Annotated in this window: 14 protein-coding genes; all 14 read right to left on the minus strand. The window is 29.7% G+C overall.

All coding sequences use genetic code 11. The features are described 5' to 3' along the window. Positions 1-245 precede the first annotated feature (245 nt). Positions 246-521, minus strand: a complete 276-nt coding sequence (locus tag BN3657_RS00100; RefSeq protein ID WP_062551286.1) for a hypothetical protein — start codon at positions 519-521, stop codon at positions 246-248. An 18-nt stretch (positions 522-539) separates the two neighbouring features. Further along, positions 540-2,336 carry a VirD4-like conjugal transfer protein, CD1115 family gene (locus tag BN3657_RS00105; protein ID WP_062551287.1) on the minus strand — a complete coding sequence of 599 codons (1,797 nt, stop codon included), beginning with the start codon at positions 2,334-2,336 and terminating at the stop codon, positions 540-542. Next, on the minus strand, positions 2,329-3,063 hold the full coding sequence (locus BN3657_RS00110) for a BRO family protein (RefSeq protein ID WP_062551288.1): 735 nt from the start codon (positions 3,061-3,063) through the stop codon (positions 2,329-2,331). Before BN3657_RS00110 ends, BN3657_RS00105 begins: the two co-directional genes overlap by 8 nt. Continuing rightward, on the minus strand, positions 3,060-3,545 hold the full coding sequence (locus tag BN3657_RS00115; RefSeq protein ID WP_062551289.1) for a PcfB family protein: 486 nt from the start codon (positions 3,543-3,545) through the stop codon (positions 3,060-3,062). Before BN3657_RS00115 ends, BN3657_RS00110 begins: the two co-directional genes overlap by 4 nt. Beyond that, a complete protein-coding gene (locus tag BN3657_RS00120; protein WP_062551290.1) occupies positions 3,538-4,365 on the minus strand; it encodes an ATP-binding protein in 828 nt (275 codons plus the stop codon). The genes BN3657_RS00115 and BN3657_RS00120 overlap by 8 nt, the downstream gene beginning before the upstream one ends. Next, entirely contained in the window at positions 4,362-5,135 is a 774-nt protein-coding gene (locus BN3657_RS00125) for a replication initiator protein A (protein WP_062551291.1), read from the minus strand. Before BN3657_RS00125 ends, BN3657_RS00120 begins: the two co-directional genes overlap by 4 nt. 76 nt (positions 5,136-5,211) lie before the next feature. Beyond that, positions 5,212-6,927, minus strand: a complete 1,716-nt coding sequence (locus BN3657_RS00130; RefSeq protein WP_062551292.1) for a DUF2326 domain-containing protein — start codon at positions 6,925-6,927, stop codon at positions 5,212-5,214. Further along, entirely contained in the window at positions 6,918-7,145 is a 228-nt protein-coding gene (locus BN3657_RS00135) for an ABC-three component system middle component 6 (protein WP_017645359.1), read from the minus strand. The genes BN3657_RS00130 and BN3657_RS00135 overlap by 10 nt, the downstream gene beginning before the upstream one ends. Next, complete coding sequence (locus BN3657_RS00140) at positions 7,132-8,106, minus strand: ABC-three component system protein (protein WP_017645358.1); 975 nt, start codon at positions 8,104-8,106, stop codon at positions 7,132-7,134. Before BN3657_RS00140 ends, BN3657_RS00135 begins: the two co-directional genes overlap by 14 nt. An 894-nt stretch (positions 8,107-9,000) precedes the next feature. Next, positions 9,001-10,098, minus strand: coding sequence for a hypothetical protein (locus tag BN3657_RS00150; RefSeq protein ID WP_062551293.1), 1,098 nt, complete (start codon positions 10,096-10,098; stop codon positions 9,001-9,003). Further along, positions 10,073-11,548, minus strand: coding sequence for a DUF5677 domain-containing protein (locus BN3657_RS00155; RefSeq protein ID WP_062551294.1), 1,476 nt, complete (start codon positions 11,546-11,548; stop codon positions 10,073-10,075). Before BN3657_RS00155 ends, BN3657_RS00150 begins: the two co-directional genes overlap by 26 nt. 235 nt (positions 11,549-11,783) lie before the next feature. Beyond that, positions 11,784-12,629 (minus strand): KilA-N domain-containing protein, encoded by an 846-nt coding sequence (locus BN3657_RS00160; protein WP_062551295.1) that lies wholly within the window; start codon positions 12,627-12,629, stop codon positions 11,784-11,786. 285 nt (positions 12,630-12,914) lie between these two features. Then, on the minus strand, positions 12,915-13,775 hold the full coding sequence (locus BN3657_RS00170; RefSeq protein ID WP_062551297.1) for a hypothetical protein: 861 nt from the start codon (positions 13,773-13,775) through the stop codon (positions 12,915-12,917). Positions 13,776-14,172: 397 nt separating this feature from the next. Beyond that, complete coding sequence (locus BN3657_RS00175) at positions 14,173-18,174, minus strand: FtsX-like permease family protein (protein WP_062551298.1); 4,002 nt, start codon at positions 18,172-18,174, stop codon at positions 14,173-14,175. Positions 18,175-18,181: the final 7 nt, after the last annotated feature.

The following is an 18,181-nucleotide window of genomic DNA, read 5'->3' on the forward strand; positions in this document are numbered from 1 at the left end:
AAAATTCAGCTTCCTTAACTAAATTTGCATTAATATTTATCATTTCTCTATCCATTAATTTCTTCTCCTTAATCTAAAAATTTCAATTAAAAAAGCGACTGAACTTATATTTCAATCGCTAAATGTCTTATATATTAAATTGTTTAAGTGGGACTTCTTATCCTTACCATTTTTACCTCCTGATTTTGAGTATAAAAAAAAGACGATAGTGATTTTAATTTCTATCGTCTGTTAATACCTTATTTCTAGTCTTCTAAAATCGATACTTCAAGGTCTATCGCTTTAAATGTAACAATTATTCCTACTTCTTCTTTTACTGTTTTTTCAAATAGCTCAGCTATATCATATGGGGACATATCGTATATATCTTCGTACCATTCATTACTTTCATCGTACATTGCCTCACATATTGCTTCAATATAATTTTTCTTATTCATAGTGAGTTCTGTATCACTTTCTAAAATAAACTGCTCTCCATTTATATTTAATATAATTAAAGATGATTTTCTATTTTCACACATTTTGCTTTCTCCATAAACTCAAATATTTAACCTATTTATTTTATAACTTGATTTTAACTTTACCTTATCTCTATTTGTTAAATACTCTTCCACATCAAATAAATTCTTCTTATCATAATCTTCCAATAACTTGTAATTCTTATGCTTTGTAATATCGAATTTATCTGACAAGAAAGGTCTTACTCCTCTTAGTTGGTATATACACTTACCGCCATCCATTACAGTTATTTCATCTTGGCTCATAAGTTCCTTGCCAGTCTTTTGATAATTTAGTCCAAAAGATTTTTGGTTGGATCTTGTTTCTGATGTGTTATATAGGTCTATGGTTTCTTTTCCTAAGGTTTCTGATAATTCTTTTACTGTTGTTTTTTCTTTTCCTCCTAGAAAAAGTGTAGAGTCGCAGTTACCAACTATTGTATCTGCATGATCTTTATAGATTGCTTTTAATTGAGATTGTGCTTGCAATATTATGCTTGCTGATATTTCTCTTGAACGAATTGTCGCTATTAGTTTCTCAAATTTAGGAATTAAGCCTATATTTGCAAACTCATCAAGTAGACACCTAACATGAACTGGAAGTCTTCCACCATACACATCATCTGCCTTATCACATAGTAGATTAAATAATTGAGAATACATTATTGAAACTACAAAGTTAAAGGTATCATCTGTATCTGATATTATTACAAATAATGCAGTTTTTCTATCTCCAATTTTATCGAGTTCTAGTTCATCTTCACTCATTAGTTCTCTAAGCTCTCTTATATCAAAGGGTGCTAGTCTTGCTCCACATGATATTAGAATTGACTTGGCAGTTTTTCCTGCTGCCAGCTTATATTTCTTGTATTGCTTAACTGCAAAATGAGTAGGGTCTTTCTTTTCAAGAGCTTCAAAGAGCCTATCAATTGGGTTCATGTAGGTTTCGTCATCTTCCCTGACTTCGCTTGCATCAATCATATCCAAAAGTGTCTTAAAATTCTTTTCTTCTTCTGGTGCTTCATAATAGATATAACCGATAAGGGCAGTGTAATATAACTTCTCAGCCTTTACCCAGAAATCTTCTCCTGCCTTTTCTCCATCTCCCTTGGTGTTGGCAATTATGGTTTGAACAAGCTTTAAAATATCTTTTTCACTTCTCAAATAGGCAAATGGATTGTATTTCATAGATTTTTTAAAGTTTATTGTGTTTAAAATCTTTATGTCATATCCATTTTCATAAAGCATTTTTCCACACTCTAACACAAGCGTGCCTTTAGGGTCTGTTACTACATAGGAAGAGTGCATTTGCATTAGGTTTGGCTTTACATAAAATCTTGTCTTTCCTGATCCAGAACCACCTATTACTAATACATTTTTATTTCTGGAATATTTAGGATTTTTAGGTCTTGAGTTCATTGTTAGTCTTTCAGTATTAGTTATTAGTACATTATTTTCAAACTTCGGATCAATGTATGGAGCAATATCCTTGCTTTCTCCCCATCTTGCAGATCCATATTCTTTGCCTTGCCTATATTTCTTTTTATTTTTTCCTTTGCTATAAACGATTAGCTTAACAAGAGCAGCAACTAAAACACCTACTAATAAGTCCCTTGGATTAAGGCTTGGTATATAAGATAAAGTTCCTATATCAGAAATTCCCACCATTATTCTATCAATAATATCTCCTCCTACATAAGAATTGATGTGCTTAGAAAAAATATTGCCAATATAGAAGAATGCTAAATAGGGAATGTTTGCTAATATAAATTTCTTTGGGTTGTCTATTTTAATTAGGTTTTTAATATCAGAAAGAATGGCTTCTAATATCTTATTCATCGTAGAAACCTTCACTATCTAATAAAATTAGTAGGTAGTGTCTTCCTTTTGGTGTTATAAATGTTTGTATTCCTACAAGTGTGCCTAGTGGACCAACCCATTCTTTTACTTCAAAATATCCCTTGTTCTTATCTGCATAAGGTAAGAGTTTCTTTTTTTTATCTCTGTAAATTAATCCCTTATCCATTAGAAAACTTATAAACTGATTTTGTGGTATTCCTAACTCTTTAGCAGTATTTCTAAAGTTTGTAAGTAGATTATAATCTACTAATTTGTCATAATAGTCTGCCTTTGGTCTTAATTCTTCAATCTCTTCTTCTCTTTCGGCAATAATTCTATTGGCTACCAGAATTGCATCTGCAAGTAGCTCTTCGTTAGTTTTCTTTTCTTGCCCCGCTATATATCCTCCATTTTTTCTAATACTTGGTAAGACTTCTCTAGTTACCCAAGCTTTGAATATTTTTGCTTGTGGTAGTTTTGATGAAAGGATAAGTGAATACAATCCTGATTCGTTAATTATTGAAATATTCTGTATTCCTCCGGGGGTGTTCCATTTCGTTACACCCTTATCTTCCTCATCTACATGGTCATAAATAGCTTTTCTTGGATTAACATAACCTAACATAGTTGCTACTTCATTTGCTATAAAGAAAAACTCACCGTCTTTTTCTATAACAGTGAGTTTCCCAAAATTCTTATTTTCAAATGTTTTTAAATTACTTATCATAAGCTTTGCTCCTTATGTTTATTTTTAACTTTATCTTTACTGATGGTGTCCTTAGCCATATCTTTAAACTTATTTATAGTCTTCGTTATTGAATCTTTTCTATCGGCCTTTCTTTCAGAAGTCTTAACTGCTTTTTTAAAGGCGTGTTCCATTACTTTTATATCCTTAGATTGAAAAAACACAGAGTGGTTGCCAGTTTCCTTATCTTTCATAACAGAAAACTTCACTCCGTGTTTGTTTAAAATTTTCTTTAGTTCTTTTAACTCAGGATCTTTTAGATTAATTTCTTCTAACTGTCCCTTTTTAACCATATCTTTTAGTTTTACTTCTTCTCCATTATTTTTTATTACATTTTTCAAACCTCCTTGTTCTTCTATTTGCTTGTGAACTTTCTTTAAGGCATCAAGAATTGCTTTACTTGTTGCTTTTGCAAGCCTTACTTCAAGATTAAGGCTCGACCTAGATACTTCTTCATTAATCATCTATTCCACCTCCATATAAAAGTAACTCTTTGTATTTTCTTAACTTCTCTTGTTGAATTTTTCTTCTAAAATCTTCTCCTGTAACTTTAACTGGTATTGTCATTTCAAGTATTCTTGAATATATCCTCTGATACTCAAGTTCAATATTAGGATTTTGAATAATTTCCAATGATAAGTTTGTAGTAAAAATTGTCGGCCTACCCTTTAAGTATCTTGAGTTTATAATGTTATATACCTGTTCTCTTGCATAAGATGTATCCCTTTCAATTCCAAGGTCATCTAAAATTAACAATGGAATATTAGAGAGGTTACTTATAATTTCATTTGAATCTAACTTAAATGCTGATTTTTGTATTTGGTTTATAATCTCAGATAAATTCATAATCTTAACTTTAACTTGTTTTCTTTCAATTAATTCATTTGCAATAGAACAAGCAAGATAAGTCTTTCCACTGCCAACATCTCCATAAAATAAAAGTCCAACATTATCTTCCTTCATTTGTTCAAAGCTTTTGGCGTAATTATAGGCAACCTTATAAGCTTGACCTTTTTCATTTAAGAATTTCTCAAAAGTATATTGGTGCTGGAGTGGCGATGAAAAGCAATCTCTTTTTAGCGATGATATTCTCGTTAATATTTCTCTTTCTGCATTTTCCTTATCTCTTTTTATTTCACACTCACATTTAATTCTTGGAATAAACTTTGTAAATCCAAGGTCAACTAATTCTCCATCTACTCTTTTACCACAGACCTTGCAATAAATATGTCCATTTCTTTCAATATCATTTTCTCTTAATACAAAATCTTTTAAGTTCTTCATAAACTCTCTCCTATATCGTAATTCATTTTCCTTGTTGTATTATCATTAATGTTTTTTGCCTGATCATTAAGATACCAATTGATTATCGTTGCCTTGTGGTCTTGATACTCTCTGTTATTTGCTTTCATATATGACGACAATCTATCAATGTATTCATTAATTCTACTTCCTAACTCATTTGTTAAGTCCTTGTATTCTTCATCAGTCAAAAATATATTTTTATATATTCCATAAGGCTTTTGCCCTTTACTAAAATCATTATTTCTTAACTTATTATTACTAATATTGTTATAGTTACCTTCCGATTTTCGAAAATCTTGACTTTCGATATTCGAATCTCTTGAATTTCGATTATCGAACTTCTGGAATTTTGTTTTTCGAACTTCTTGATTTTTTAATTCCATATTATTAAATATGCTCATAAAGTCTTTAACATAAATTCTGTTAGGCTTTCCAAGTCCTTGTCTTTTCTTTTCAATCAGTCCTATACCTGATTTAATATCAAGTTCAGCTATTAATTTATTTGCTTTTTCACTGGCACAATTAAATTGATCTTTTATACTTTCAATTGTGTAGTAAATAAAGACTTTTCCGTCTTCATCTATCCAGCCATTTTTATATGAAAGACCCATTCGATTAAGCATATATGAATACAAAACTTTTGCTTCAATAGAAATACTCTCAAAAACTTCATCTTCCATTAATACCATAGGTAACCTAATGAAGTTATACATCTCAGATTGCCTATTATAAAAATAATCAAAATTCATCCCTACCTCCTTTCTTTAAAATAAAAAAAGACGATAGATTTTTATTTTCTATCGCCTGATATTTCTATTACATTTACTAGATATTGAAAAGTTTACTATTTTGAGATAACTCCACAACTATGTTTGAATTTTCAAGTAACTCTGTAGGTAATTTATCCTTAAGCATAGATACTACTAATTGTATATTATTACTTTGAATAAATTCTGCAACTTTTATTAGTTGATTATCATGCATAAGTTCTTTCTTGTCATTCAACAAGAAATGTAGAGTTGGAATTCCTTCACTATCTGCAAATAAAATATATGCTAAATCAAAGCATAAAATTTCCCCTTGTTTTTTTCCAGAGCTCATATTTAAATTAAAAGAGCTGAATTTATACACTGGTTTACTTGTTTTTCTATTTATTTCTTTCTCAAACTTTAAAGCATATTTCTCTCCATATAGTTCGTTTGAAATTTCGGAAAAATACTTATTAAACTTACTCAATTGTTTTTTTAAATTTTCTTCAAACTCATTCGAATAAAGAATATTATCTATTTCACTTAATTTTGTTTCTAATTTATATATATTATCAGATACTTCATTAATTTGTGAAATAATGCTCTCATATTCACCCTTTTGTCTATATTTTTCAGTTAAAATAGAAATTACTTTGTTCAATTCATTAAAAGAATCGCTTTTTGATACCCTTTTTATCAATTCTTTTTCAATCTTTAAATTATTATTTAGGATTTCTTCTGTCTTACATATTTGACTTTCAATATCTGGCAATTCTTTCGTTATAAACTTTATTTTTTCTATTATCATCTTATTATGGTATTGAACTAATTCATCAAAAGTTTTTGTAATTTCTTCTAAATTATGCTTAGCCTCACTATACAGAATTTTAATTTGTTTTATATCCATATTAGTGATACTTTGTTCCATTTCTTTTTTAGCCTCTAAAATTATATCTCTACGGATAGTCAACTTACTTATAAAAGAACTGTTTTTAGTTATTTCATACCTTACTCTATTTAATTTATTTAAATCAGATTCGAAATTTTTATTTATATTGAAAGAAGCTTTTGTTCTATTCAATTCATCTATTTCATTTTCAATTAAATCCAATGCAATCTCATAAGAGTTTTTAGTTTGTTTACTTTCTAATCTATCTTTATAATTTTTTTCTTGAGAAAGTTTAGCACTAATAGATTGTTTTTCATCTGCATCTTTAAAAGTACATCCTAATAAATATAAATATAAAGTTTCATATTCCACATCTTTAGTATATCTATTTAAAGTTTTTAAAGTATTGTTAATGCTTTCATCTTTATATCTAATATTATGAGAAATCAGTTGTCTTAATGAAGGCTTATCATTTTCTAAATTAGGAAACAGCATTTTTTTTAATTCTTGTTCAAATTCTTTTTGTAATACCTGCTCTCCATTTATTCTTCTTATAGAGTTTTTACCAGCCAAAAAATCTCTTTCAATAACAATTGTTTTTGAATTTCTTTTATTTAAATCCTCTACAAGTGTCAATGTTATAAGAACTTCTTCATTAATAAGAAAATCTTTTACTTCTCTATATACATCTTTTTTATTTTCTGAATCTGTATATATTTCTTTTCCATCTCCTCCTAAACAATAACTTATAAGTTTTAGTACTGTTGTCTTTCCCACATTATTTCCTGTTTGCTTTTGATCATCTGTAGGAGTATCATCAATAATTAAATTTAAACCAGTCTGAAAATTCATGTTTCTAATTATTTTACTATTTGTAGAAACTTTTAAGTTTTTTATAAACATTTTCTAATGACCCCCTCTCCATCTATTTCAGCATAATCAATAATATATAGCCAGTCTATACTTAATACAAACATCGAAAATGACATATCATACAATTCTTTTATATTTGTATATAACTCTAAGATCTTTTGATTGGGGTTCCTATTTATTTCATTTATAATAATTGAACCATTGTAATATATACTCAATTCAGGATGTACATTATCAGGTAATAACATAATTATATCCTCCTGGATTTTTAAATATTTTACATCTTACAAAAGCATCTACCACAATAATGTCTATACAAAAATGTAATTCTTCAAAAGGTAATTCTTCATAATTACTACTTTTTCTAACTAATGAAATAAGTTCATCTATAATTGAATAAAATATTTCATCAGAAGATAATCCTTTATCTTTAAGCCTAATATAGCATCTCTTGATTTCCTGAAATACTGAAAAACTCTTATTTTGTCCCTGCTTGTCAAACTCACTATATATAGTATCTAACTTTTTATAAAAAATCTTATATTCATCAATAATATCCTTTGAATTTACTAATTTATTGAATTTTATTTTATCCTCTATAGCAAAGTCATTAATCTCTGGACAATCTAAATTAATATCAAGATTTTCTTCTGAAAGTATTTTAACTATTTTAGCAAGATTAGTATCAATTTTTAAAATATCAACATCTTGACCAAGTTCGTTTTTTATAAACTCATAAAATTCTCTTAATTCTTCGATATCCATAGCTTGAATATGTTTTAATAAACTTATAGGATCCCATATGTCATTTTGAGGATCAAATACTAGAGAATTGGGGTTCTTATACGTTTGTTTTTTAATACTGGTAGTAGCTTCTTTCGCAATTGATATAAACTTATAACTATAACCACAATAATCTCTATAATCACTTTTATTCAAAGAATTCTGTATTTTTTTCTTAGTACAAGTTGAAGATACCTGTGCAAGGACATGATTTGAGTCATCTATCAAGTCAATTCCTTCGATATTTTGTTTTATAGTATTTGCATTAACAAAATTTAAACTAAATATCCTATTACATAATTCAGCAAAAAAGTTTTCAGAATGTATGTTTAAATCTAATATATTAATTTTGCTTCTTCTCTGTATTCTTGTTGATAATATATTTATTTTTTCTTCTATATAATTAAAATATATCGAGCGATTCAAATATGACACTCCCCTCATAGTACTATTTTATAAAATTCAATTTTTTTCTGTTTTTTACAACTACTTATATTATAGTTCACTTTAAGCAGCACACAAACTATTTATTTTTTGAGTTTTAAACTTTGATAGAAGGCTTGAACTCCTTATATTTACATAACTATTTGCCTCTATCACTATTATGACACGAAACCCGGGTTTTAAGTCTTATAGCAATATCAACACTTACAGATAGTAAATTTTCTATATATTCAGGTGGACTATTAGTCTTTCTCCATAAGAATATGCCATAAAACTTTATCTTCGAAGCCACAACTTTCATATAGTTTTTCTGGCTTTGTTTTATTATTTATCCTTCCTGAAACTGTTACAAAGCTCGTCTTCTCTTTAAGTCTTCTCAACAGTTAATAAACAATAGCCTTGCCCAGACATTGCCTTCTATATTGTTCAGATACTTGAATCCAATCTAGGTAACCTTCTTTAATCTCATCATCAAATTCAGCAATACCTGTAGCAACTATAGCATCATTTTTCTTATCATATAAACAGATCCGTAGCTCTTCATCATAAACTGGTTTCTTTTTATAGAATTCTAATTCACTAACTGTTAATACCTCGTCCTCATGGCATGAATTTATGTGATTTACAAAATCCTCAGTGCTAGATTTTGCAAATATAAATTTATCAGAAATAATCTGTTTTTCTACATCATCTAGATAATGAACTAACTTAAAATATACTTCATCAGTATATGTTTCAACTAAAATCTGATTAAACTCATTTTCATTAAGAACTTTTATATGAGTAGGAGTTTTAAAGTTACATGTTTTCCAAAATTATAAAGCAAAAGCATCTGTTGGATTCTCTAAATATTCTTTTTTCTCCATTTTCACCTCACTAATTGATTTCTCCGGATAAAAAATTATAAAACGCATCTAATTCATCAGTAGCCAACTGAGTAATTTTGTGCTTAAAGAAGTTTTTCTCATTAATTTTATACTTAGCGAGAGCATTAAACAGCTTATCGTTAAAATTATATATCTTATTTTTTTCAAGAAAATCCTCCAAACAAACACTAGAAAGTTTACTCTTATCACAAAGTTTATAAACAACAAAACCAACATTCATCCTAAAGCGAAGCATTATGACATGTTCAATGTCAAGCATACTCTGAGACAGCATGGATATATAATGCAAAGAAACAGGATATCTAATATATGGGATACATTCGTATTCCACACATGATACAATGATATCTAGTGCTTGTTGTATAAATCCAAATACAAGCATAAAAAAGTTATATGAGTCTGGCCTATTAGGATCTACCATATATTTTGTATCTCTCAAAGCAATCCTAAATCTTTCTTTAAAATCTAGCATTACATCATCATCCTCAGAAAACATTACTAATCTTTCAATATCGTCACGAGCGAAATGAATAATATCATCAATACTCTTACATTTTTCAAAATATTCATTCAAACTATAAATGCCATTAAAAAGACTAACAAATGCTTGTTCTCCAGCTTTCTCAAAAACTTTTTGGTCATTCGATTGATTAAAAAGTCTCAATGGCAATATAAGAATTTCATTATGAATATTTTCTAGCACCTTTAGATTATCTTCTGCAGTCACACTTATTTGTTTGTATAAGAAATCAGCATCCTTCCCTTCTGACATTTCGCTTCGTATTAATGAATATTTGCTCAGTGGATCATCTAGAATATGCTTATTCCCCATCAGAAGAAATGGTAAGTGCTCATTATCATCAAAATCCATGAACGTAGCAGCTGTGAAGACATAACTGTTTTTACCTGGGAACCAATTCTTTAGATACAGCTTTACCTCCTCTATACGTCGTAGCCAAAACAAATTTATTTCATCTAGTGCTTCTGGAGCATAGCCACTTTTAAATTTTGGTAAAAGTGATACAAGTAATTTCTTATATTCTATTTGAATTAAATGAATTTTATTTAATAATAGGTTTGAGTTCATAGTTTATAACCTCATTTAGTAGCTGTTCTGGTATACCATAAAGTTCATTTAGAAATAATATCGTTTTATTCATAATCATCACGCAATCTGGTAAAACAGTCTTTAGCACTATCTCATCTTCAATATCTGGAACACAATGATATTTATGAGCAGGATTATTACACTTTAAAAGCGATGATTCACGAATTGCTCCCCATAAGCCATGTTCAAAAGAAGAGTCATAATCATAATATAGACCAAAAAGGCTCTTCTCATTAACACTTTCAGCCTTAGACCTTATATTTTGTTTATCAAAGTATCTTGTATCCATATTAATAAATTCCTCTCCCTTAAATTCATTAACTAGTGCCTCAATATATTTTTCATCAAAGTGAGATTCTTCCAAGCAGTCACTTTCTCTGTGTCTGGCCAAAACTAACTTGTACAATCCCATACCATATAACTGATAATCACGCCAGATATTTTCATGAAAGGCTTCATTTTTAATTAGATATTTCATCATAATATAATCTTCTATTAAAACACGTACACAACTTCTTCCAGAGATGGAATTAAATAATTTATGTCTATATATTTCTTTTAAACGCTTATAAGAATATGTTGCTAGTCCAAGCAAAACCTTCATTTTTTCATCAAGCATATTAGATGCAATAAGCAATTCTGAAAGATAAACAAATACTTCATGCAAACTCTCCATGTATGCTGTTATACTTCTATTTTCCTCTGGAAAATTAATAACAAATATATCACATTCTGTCATTTCACTTACACACCTCCAAAAACCTGTTAAATACTCAGAATCGGTATTTTCAAAAGTTAAAATCATCATTTCTAAAGAACGAACTGTTGGGCGAGCCATCCGCATTATTTCATCAATGTGCTTTGATGCTGGATATGATATCAGTAGATTTACTTGTTCTTTCAATAGATGCATTTTCCCCGAAAGTAGATTGAAATATAATGCTACAAATCTTATATCAGTTGCTTCATTAGACTGATGATTCATTATTTCACTCATAGTTTCAACTATTGCTTTACATCTGTCTCCAATACCTTGTTTAGAATTATAAAAGCATTTAGCAAAAACTGGGGCTTGACTATCTGTAAGAAAAATAGTTAACGGTGAAATTGCATCCTTAACTCCTAAAGAAATAATATATTCATAGATCTCCTCTTGTATATTCATATCTAGATTTAATATCTGTGACAATCTTACTGTGTATAAATCTGGAGCTACATTATGAATTTTAGAAATGATATAATATGATTTTTTCAACCCTTCTTCTCTACCAAAATATTTCAAAATCAGACCAATCCAAATATACTCAGGCATTCTACCATATGTCCATGATTTTTCATCCTCTAATTCTTGCATCATCGGCAAAGAATTTAATGGTGTTATAAATCTCCCCTTGCTAAAAGTATGTTCAGATAATTTACTATTTCTCATAAATATGCTCTCTCCCTCCTTTCCAAATTTTAAATACTTTAATCAAAGATTATATGCATAATTAACCTAAAAATACATCAATTCATGTTTTATTTCTCTAGTAGAGGGCTTAAAACCCCGTGTTCATTGCTACTATTTGCCACTGTCATAATTATTACACTAGACCCAGGTCGAAAGTCGTATAGCAATATCAACACTTATAAATCATAATTTATCTATTAATTACTTAAAATAATTATTTCTTTCCCTCTAATTTTTTAATACCACTATCACCAAGTTTTTCAAGTGATATCAATTGTGTTCTTGCAAGTTTTCTAAGTTCTATCATCCTTTCCTTTTGTTCCATACCTTTACCGATAAGAATTGCATTATAGCTTTCCATATTGGCAAGCACCAGTAACTCATTCAGACTTGCATAGTCCCTCATATTACCTTTCAAATCTGGATTTTCTTCACGCCACTGTTTTGCTCGCTTATTAAATAAGGCAACATTGAGCATATCTGCTTCACTTGCATATTTATAGGATAACTGTTCGTTGGTAAGATCTTTTAATAGATATTCTTTGATTGAATCTGTATGGATTTTATAGTTAATCTTAGAAATTTCTCTATTCAAATTCCAACCTAATGATAGCTTAGAATTTTCATCTGACTTAAGCCTTTTGTAGTCTTGGATTAAATAGAGCTTAAACTCTGCTGAAATCCATGAAGCAAATTCCATTGCTATATCAGGATGAGCGAACGTTCCTCCGCCTCTCCCAGATTTAGAAACAATACCAATCGCATTTGTATTTTCAATCCATCTTTGAGGTGATAATGTAAATGCATTTGTTCCTGCTTCCTTTCTAAAGGAGTCGAATTCGACCCCTTTAAAATTAGGATTGTGAATAGTCTCCCAGAGACCAAGGAATTCAATTGTATCTCTTACTCTTAGCCAGTTTTTAACAACATCTTTAGGTTCATGCACATTTTTGTATCTTGCAATATCCGTTAGACTTATATAGTCATTTTTAAAGTCTTCAGTATAAATTTGAATAGCAAAACCTTTTGCTTCGATCGTGTCTTTTTTCACCTTAGACATGTGAGTTCCTCCTTTATGCTGATGTACTGTTTACAACATTTATTTTCGTAATAACTGCTCTAAACAGCACACCAACAATTCATTTTTTTGATTTTAAGCTTTGGTAGAAGCTCTAAAACCCTTGTATTTACTTGACTATTTGCCTGTGTCATTATTATGACACGAAACCCACAGGTGCCATCGAAAACTCTTTTATTTCTATCAACTTCAGTCACCCTGCACATAAATTCAGTGATATGGTCTGGAGTAAAGGCTTGATTTCTATCAGCTTTTCCAGTGTATTTATTAAATGCAATAAAAAATAAATTTAATATGGCCTTGCCCCTCATCAGAATCTTCATCAATATAAGCGTAAATATTCTTTAGAATAAAAGATAAAATTTCGTCCCATTCTCTTATATTTAATGATTTTATTTTCTGATTATTTAGTACATTTTTTTGTAATAATTCTACTTTTTTTATTTTATTATCTGAACCATCTAATAACTCATCAAGAGTTGTTTTTATAGCTGTTATAATTGTAGCGAGTTTATTAGCAGACCAAAAACTTGAGAGTTCACCGACTGATTTATCATCAATTGTAATATATCCTCTTCTTTTTACCTCGTCTTTAATATAGAGTAAAGAAGTTCCTACGAATTGACTTCTAAGTTTCTCTGGAATATCTTTTTTATGTAGTAATTCATTGAGAGCATAAGTATTTTTCAATACTTTTTCTCTGTCATTTTGCTTACTAGCATTAAATAAGGAAGTGTAATACTCCATTGTGTCAATTACATTCTCATTTTGAAGTAGTGTTTCATCTGAAATTTTATTTTTCCATATTTTAAATTTATCGTTATTTGTATTTGCTAGTATAGCGATGATTTTTTTAGTTTTAAATAAGACTTTTTCCTCATCTACATATTGCCCCAATTGTTCTTTATCAACTTCAATAAAATTTTGTTTCGTTTCAACAAGTACTACAACATCTCTTTCTTTATTTTCAAACCTAATATCAACTTTAAAATGATCAGGATTGTAACCTAAAAGATTACCTAAATTTTCTTTAGAGTTTGCTGCTTGTACATAAGAAAATTCTCCTCCTTCGATATTAGAAGTCCTAAATTTATTTCCTATTCTGTTTACAATATCATCTCTTTGCATCACTTTTACTCCATCATATACTTCAATACTTTCGATATATCACTTTTAAAATAACTACAATTTCTATCAATTAATTCTAAGCTTACATTTTCGTTTTTTTTCATCTATTAGTTTTTTCCGCAATTTGTCGTAGCAGAATGTCTTAACCCACTTTAAATTAATCTTCTACTTTGTACAATTTATTTATCTTATTATAGCACATACTAGGAAGTGGACTTTATGATTTTACTCGCAGAAATTTAATTCATTTTTTTCTACACTTCCTATTTAAAAAATTTTTTTATCTCATAAGTCTCTTTCATCTCAAAAGTTCCCACTAAAAAAGCAAGTGCCATTTAACACTTGCTTTTTGTTTATCAGATTTTATTTTCAAATCTTAAATCTTAAATCATAAACTTTATTCGTTAGATTTTAGTGCATCTAGGGCATTTATTTTCTTTATTCTAAAGTGGAATATAATCATTATTATTGTGTTTACAAGGGCTGTTATTATTCCCGCCAAGATAAAAGGTCTTGGACTCAAGTCTTCTGGCAGCATAGCCATAAATGGAACGACTATCTGAAGGACGCTGTAGTGGAGGACTTTCCCCACAAAGAGTCCAATAAATATTCCAATTATTGCCAGAATATAGGTTTCTTTGTAGATATATGATGTTGTTTCTTTTGGATAAAAGCCAAGGACTTTTATCGTGGAAACTTCTCTTATTCTTTCTTCTATATTTATGTTTGTAAGGTTATAGAGGACTACAACTTCCAATATTGTTGTCACTATTAATATAATTAATTCTACTTGGGTTATTGAATATAAAAATTGGTTTAAGACATCTTTCATGTCATCGACATTTGCTATGTTAAAGACTGATTTATTTTCTATGCTTGTTTTTATGAATTTGTCTTTGTCAAAGTTTTTAGGCACTTTTATTAAATGGGTATTTGATTTAAAATCAGAGCCTGTCACTTTTTCAAAATAGTCTTTATCCATATAAATGTTGTGACCCAAATAAAACTCGCTAATCCCTGCTACTTCTACTTCAAATTCATTGCCATAGACATCTCTTATTTCTAGAGGATCTCCTACTTTTAGTTTTTTGAGTTTGGATAATTTTTCTGTTATTATCACTCCTCTTTGTGGAAGTTCTAATTCTTTTCCACTGTCTTTGTCAAATAGTGAAACATAATTTTTAAATTCTTTCTTGTCACTTGGGACTATTACATTAACTGACTGGTCGATTTCATCGTAATCAACTGTAAATAATTCTTCATAGGCTTCAGTGTAATTTATGTTCTTGTCTTTAAGAGAATTTTTATATTTTTCATAGGCTTCTTCGTCTAAGTCGCTGTCATATAAGACAGATAAGTCGTATTTTAAAATATTTTTAAATTGTAAGTTTTCTACATCTCTTACTGATTCTGATATTCCAAATCCTAAAACTAAAAGAGCTGCACAACCGAGAACTCCCACTACTGTCATGAACATTCTCTTTTTTGATAAGAAGAGATTTCTAGCTGTTACTTTAGATAAAAAGCTCATTTTATTCCAAATAAAAGGGATTTTTTCCAATAATATTCTATTTCCCTTAGCTGGAACTTTCCCCCTAAGCAGGTAAGCTGTTTTTTCTTTCAAGTTTTTATTCACAGTTATCATGGCTGCTACACTGGTGAATAAAAATCCTATTGCTATGGCGAAAATTATCCTAAGTGGAAAAATGTTTATTATTAATTTATCTTGGAATATTGTTTTAGTGGAGTAGGCATTTCCTATGATGTAGGTCAAGATATAGGAGCCTGATATTGCACCTATTAGTCCACCAATCAGTGATGCTAAAGATCCATAAAGGAAAAACTTTTTGCCTATTTCTCTATTTGTATAACCCAATGCCTTGTAAGCTCCTATGACAAGTCTATTTTCATCAACCATCCTAGTCATTGTTGTGAAGCAAACTAAAAGGGCTATGGCAAAGAAAAATATTGGAAATATAAAGGACAAGCCATCCACTCTTTTTGCATAATCCATATAGGTGTTTATGTCAGTGGATAAATGTCTAGGTGTAATTGTGTAACGAGGTTGTTTTATCAAGCTGAGGTATTTTCTTCCATCATCGATTTTGTCTTTTGCATCAGCAATTTTTTCGTCAGCTTCTTTGGATTTATCCTCGTACTCACTTTCGCCCTTGTTTAGGTCTTTTTCTGCCTTGTAGAGTTTTGACTTTGCATCATTTAACTCATCTTTACCAGATTTAAGTTCTTTATCTAGTCTCTCTTCTCCTCTTTTTAATTCCTCACTTCCAGATAAATATTTTTCTTTAGCTCTAGAAAGTTTTTCCCTGCCTTCAAAGTAATCATCGTATTTTTCATCATATTCTTTTTTCCCAGATTCATAATCGGCAGTTCCCTTATTTAATTTTTTTTCAGATTCATCTAGTTTATCTTTTGCATTAGCTAATTCTATTCTTGCATCTTCAAGTTTCTTTTTATTTTCTTCTATTTCTTCTTTGCTTTTTGCGTATTCTGCTTCTCCCTTTTCTGCCTCAGCAATTCCTTCTTCAAGTTGGGCTTTCCCTTCTTCTATTTGCTTTTTGCTGATATCAAGGCTTCCCCTAGCTTGTGCAAGTTTCTTTTCGTTTTCAGAAATATCTTGGATTCCCTTTTTAGCTTCACTTAATTTTGCACTTAAATCAGCTAAATTTCCTGTGACTCCATCAGGTATTTCCTTGTTTATTTCTTCTATTGCCTTGTCAATTTCTTTTTTAGATTTATTTAGAATTTCTAATTTTTTATTTAAGTCAGCCTCATTTTTTTGAAGGGCAGATTTTTTTTCTTCAAGCCCCGCAATTTGCCCTTCTATATTTTTCTTTTCTTCATCAGAAATATTGGGATCCTTTAAGGATGATCTTAAACTTCCAATTTCAGAATCTATTCCTGAAATTTCTCCCTCAAGATCTTTGATTTGTGCATTTGTCCTATTTATTTCTTCTTCAATAGTAGGAAGTTTCTTCACAACATCTCCTGCACTTGATAAAATTTTATCTAGGGCATAGACTTTTTCCACAGCATCTTCATAAGACTTGGCTCCCATATTACTTGTTAATTCTCTTTTTCCATCTTCAAGCTTTTCTTTTCCCTCTTCATATTGTCTTTCGCCGTCTTCATATTTTTTTATGCCATCAGATAGTTTTTTTCTAGAATCTTCAATTTTTTGCCAAGCGTCATCTAATTTTTTCCTGCCATCAGCTAATTGGTCTTCTCCTTGTCTTAATGCTTTTTCTGAAGCTTCAAATTCTCCAAGACCTTTTTGGTATTTTTCTTTCCCTTGGCTTAATTCTTTTCTTCCAGAATTTAATTTGGATTTTGCATCATCAAGTTTTTTCTTTCCATCGCTTAACTTTTCATATCCATCTAGGAGTTTTTTCTCTCCGTCGTCTATTTCTACAGATGCCTTATAAAGTTTATCCCTATTTTTTGATATTTCTCTTTCAGCCTTGTCTTTTTCCTTATTGTATTTATCAAGACCTTCCTTGTAATCAGTCTTTCCCTTATTTAAATCTTCACGACCCTTTAGAAGTTTTTCCTTTGCATCAGTGAGCTTGTCCTCTGCATCAGAAATTTTATTTTCCGCCTTATCTATTTCTCCAGAAATTTCTCCCTGAATAGATGCAAGTCTTTCCTTGGGTCTTGATTTTAGATCAATTTTTAAGGCTCTCATCTTCTTGTCCATGTAGTCAGTATATTCTTTGTCAGAAGTCACAAGCCCCTCTGTTCCCAAAAATTTTATCTTTGCAAGAGTTGGATCTCCAGAGAAATTCCCATCGTCAATGTAGGCAAAATATGAAATTTGTCCGTAACCTCTTTCAGAATAAGTGGAATTATTTTCTTGAATAAAATCCAAAGAATTTGCAAAGCCCACTACTTTAAAGGAAAGCCTCTTTAAATCATTGTCCTCATCATCGTCATTGTCTTCCTTAAAAGTTATTGTGTCGCCAATTTTCTTGCCATCTTTTTTCATCCTTGAATCCAAAATTATTTCATCAGGACTTTCTATATCCCTTCCTTCAACAATTTCTGGCTTTGAAATTTCATAGGGCATATTTAAAACTTTTATTACAGTTGGATCTCCTGCCAGAAAAACGTCCTTGTCATATCCATACTCAAGTTCCTTTATGTCCTCTTGACTTTCAATAATTTCACGATCTTTTTCTTCTAGTCCAATGGGCACAGAAACTTTTATATCTTCTTGATTTAGTTCTCCTATTTTATTATTTATTGTATTTCTCATGACCTTGCCTGTGGAAATCAAACCAATTAAGACAAAGACACCTAAAAATACAATTATCATAATTGAGATAAATCTTGGCAAAGTTTTTTTTATCTCCCTAAGATTATCTTTTTCGCGAGCTTTCACTCTCCAC

This window comes from Peptoniphilus phoceensis (assembly GCF_001517665.2).
Classification (GTDB): Bacteria; Bacillota; Clostridia; order Tissierellales; family Peptoniphilaceae; genus Peptoniphilus_A; species Peptoniphilus_A timonensis.

What these genes read in the sequence shown, in the direction of transcription:
- BN3657_RS00130 (WP_062551292.1), bottom strand. Translation starts at nt 6,927, where the DNA reads ATGTTTATAAAAAACTTAAAAGTTTCTACAAATAGTAAAATAATTAGA.
- BN3657_RS00115 (WP_062551289.1), bottom strand. Translation starts at nt 3,545, where the DNA reads ATGATTAATGAAGAAGTATCTAGGTCGAGCCTTAATCTTGAAGTAAGG.
- BN3657_RS00150 (WP_062551293.1), bottom strand. Translation starts at nt 10,098, where the DNA reads ATGAACTCAAACCTATTATTAAATAAAATTCATTTAATTCAAATAGAA.
- BN3657_RS00160 (WP_062551295.1), bottom strand. Translation starts at nt 12,629, where the DNA reads ATGTCTAAGGTGAAAAAAGACACGATCGAAGCAAAAGGTTTTGCTATT.
- BN3657_RS00100 (WP_062551286.1), bottom strand. Translation starts at nt 521, where the DNA reads ATGTGTGAAAATAGAAAATCATCTTTAATTATATTAAATATAAATGGA.
- BN3657_RS00170 (WP_062551297.1), bottom strand. Translation starts at nt 13,775, where the DNA reads ATGCAAAGAGATGATATTGTAAACAGAATAGGAAATAAATTTAGGACT.
- BN3657_RS00135 (WP_017645359.1), bottom strand. Translation starts at nt 7,145, where the DNA reads ATGTTATTACCTGATAATGTACATCCTGAATTGAGTATATATTACAAT.
- BN3657_RS00155 (WP_062551294.1), bottom strand. Translation starts at nt 11,548, where the DNA reads ATGAGAAATAGTAAATTATCTGAACATACTTTTAGCAAGGGGAGATTT.
- BN3657_RS00125 (WP_062551291.1), bottom strand. Translation starts at nt 5,135, where the DNA reads ATGAATTTTGATTATTTTTATAATAGGCAATCTGAGATGTATAACTTC.
- BN3657_RS00105 (WP_062551287.1), bottom strand. Translation starts at nt 2,336, where the DNA reads ATGAATAAGATATTAGAAGCCATTCTTTCTGATATTAAAAACCTAATT.
- BN3657_RS00110 (WP_062551288.1), bottom strand. Translation starts at nt 3,063, where the DNA reads ATGATAAGTAATTTAAAAACATTTGAAAATAAGAATTTTGGGAAACTC.
- BN3657_RS00120 (WP_062551290.1), bottom strand. Translation starts at nt 4,365, where the DNA reads ATGAAGAACTTAAAAGATTTTGTATTAAGAGAAAATGATATTGAAAGA.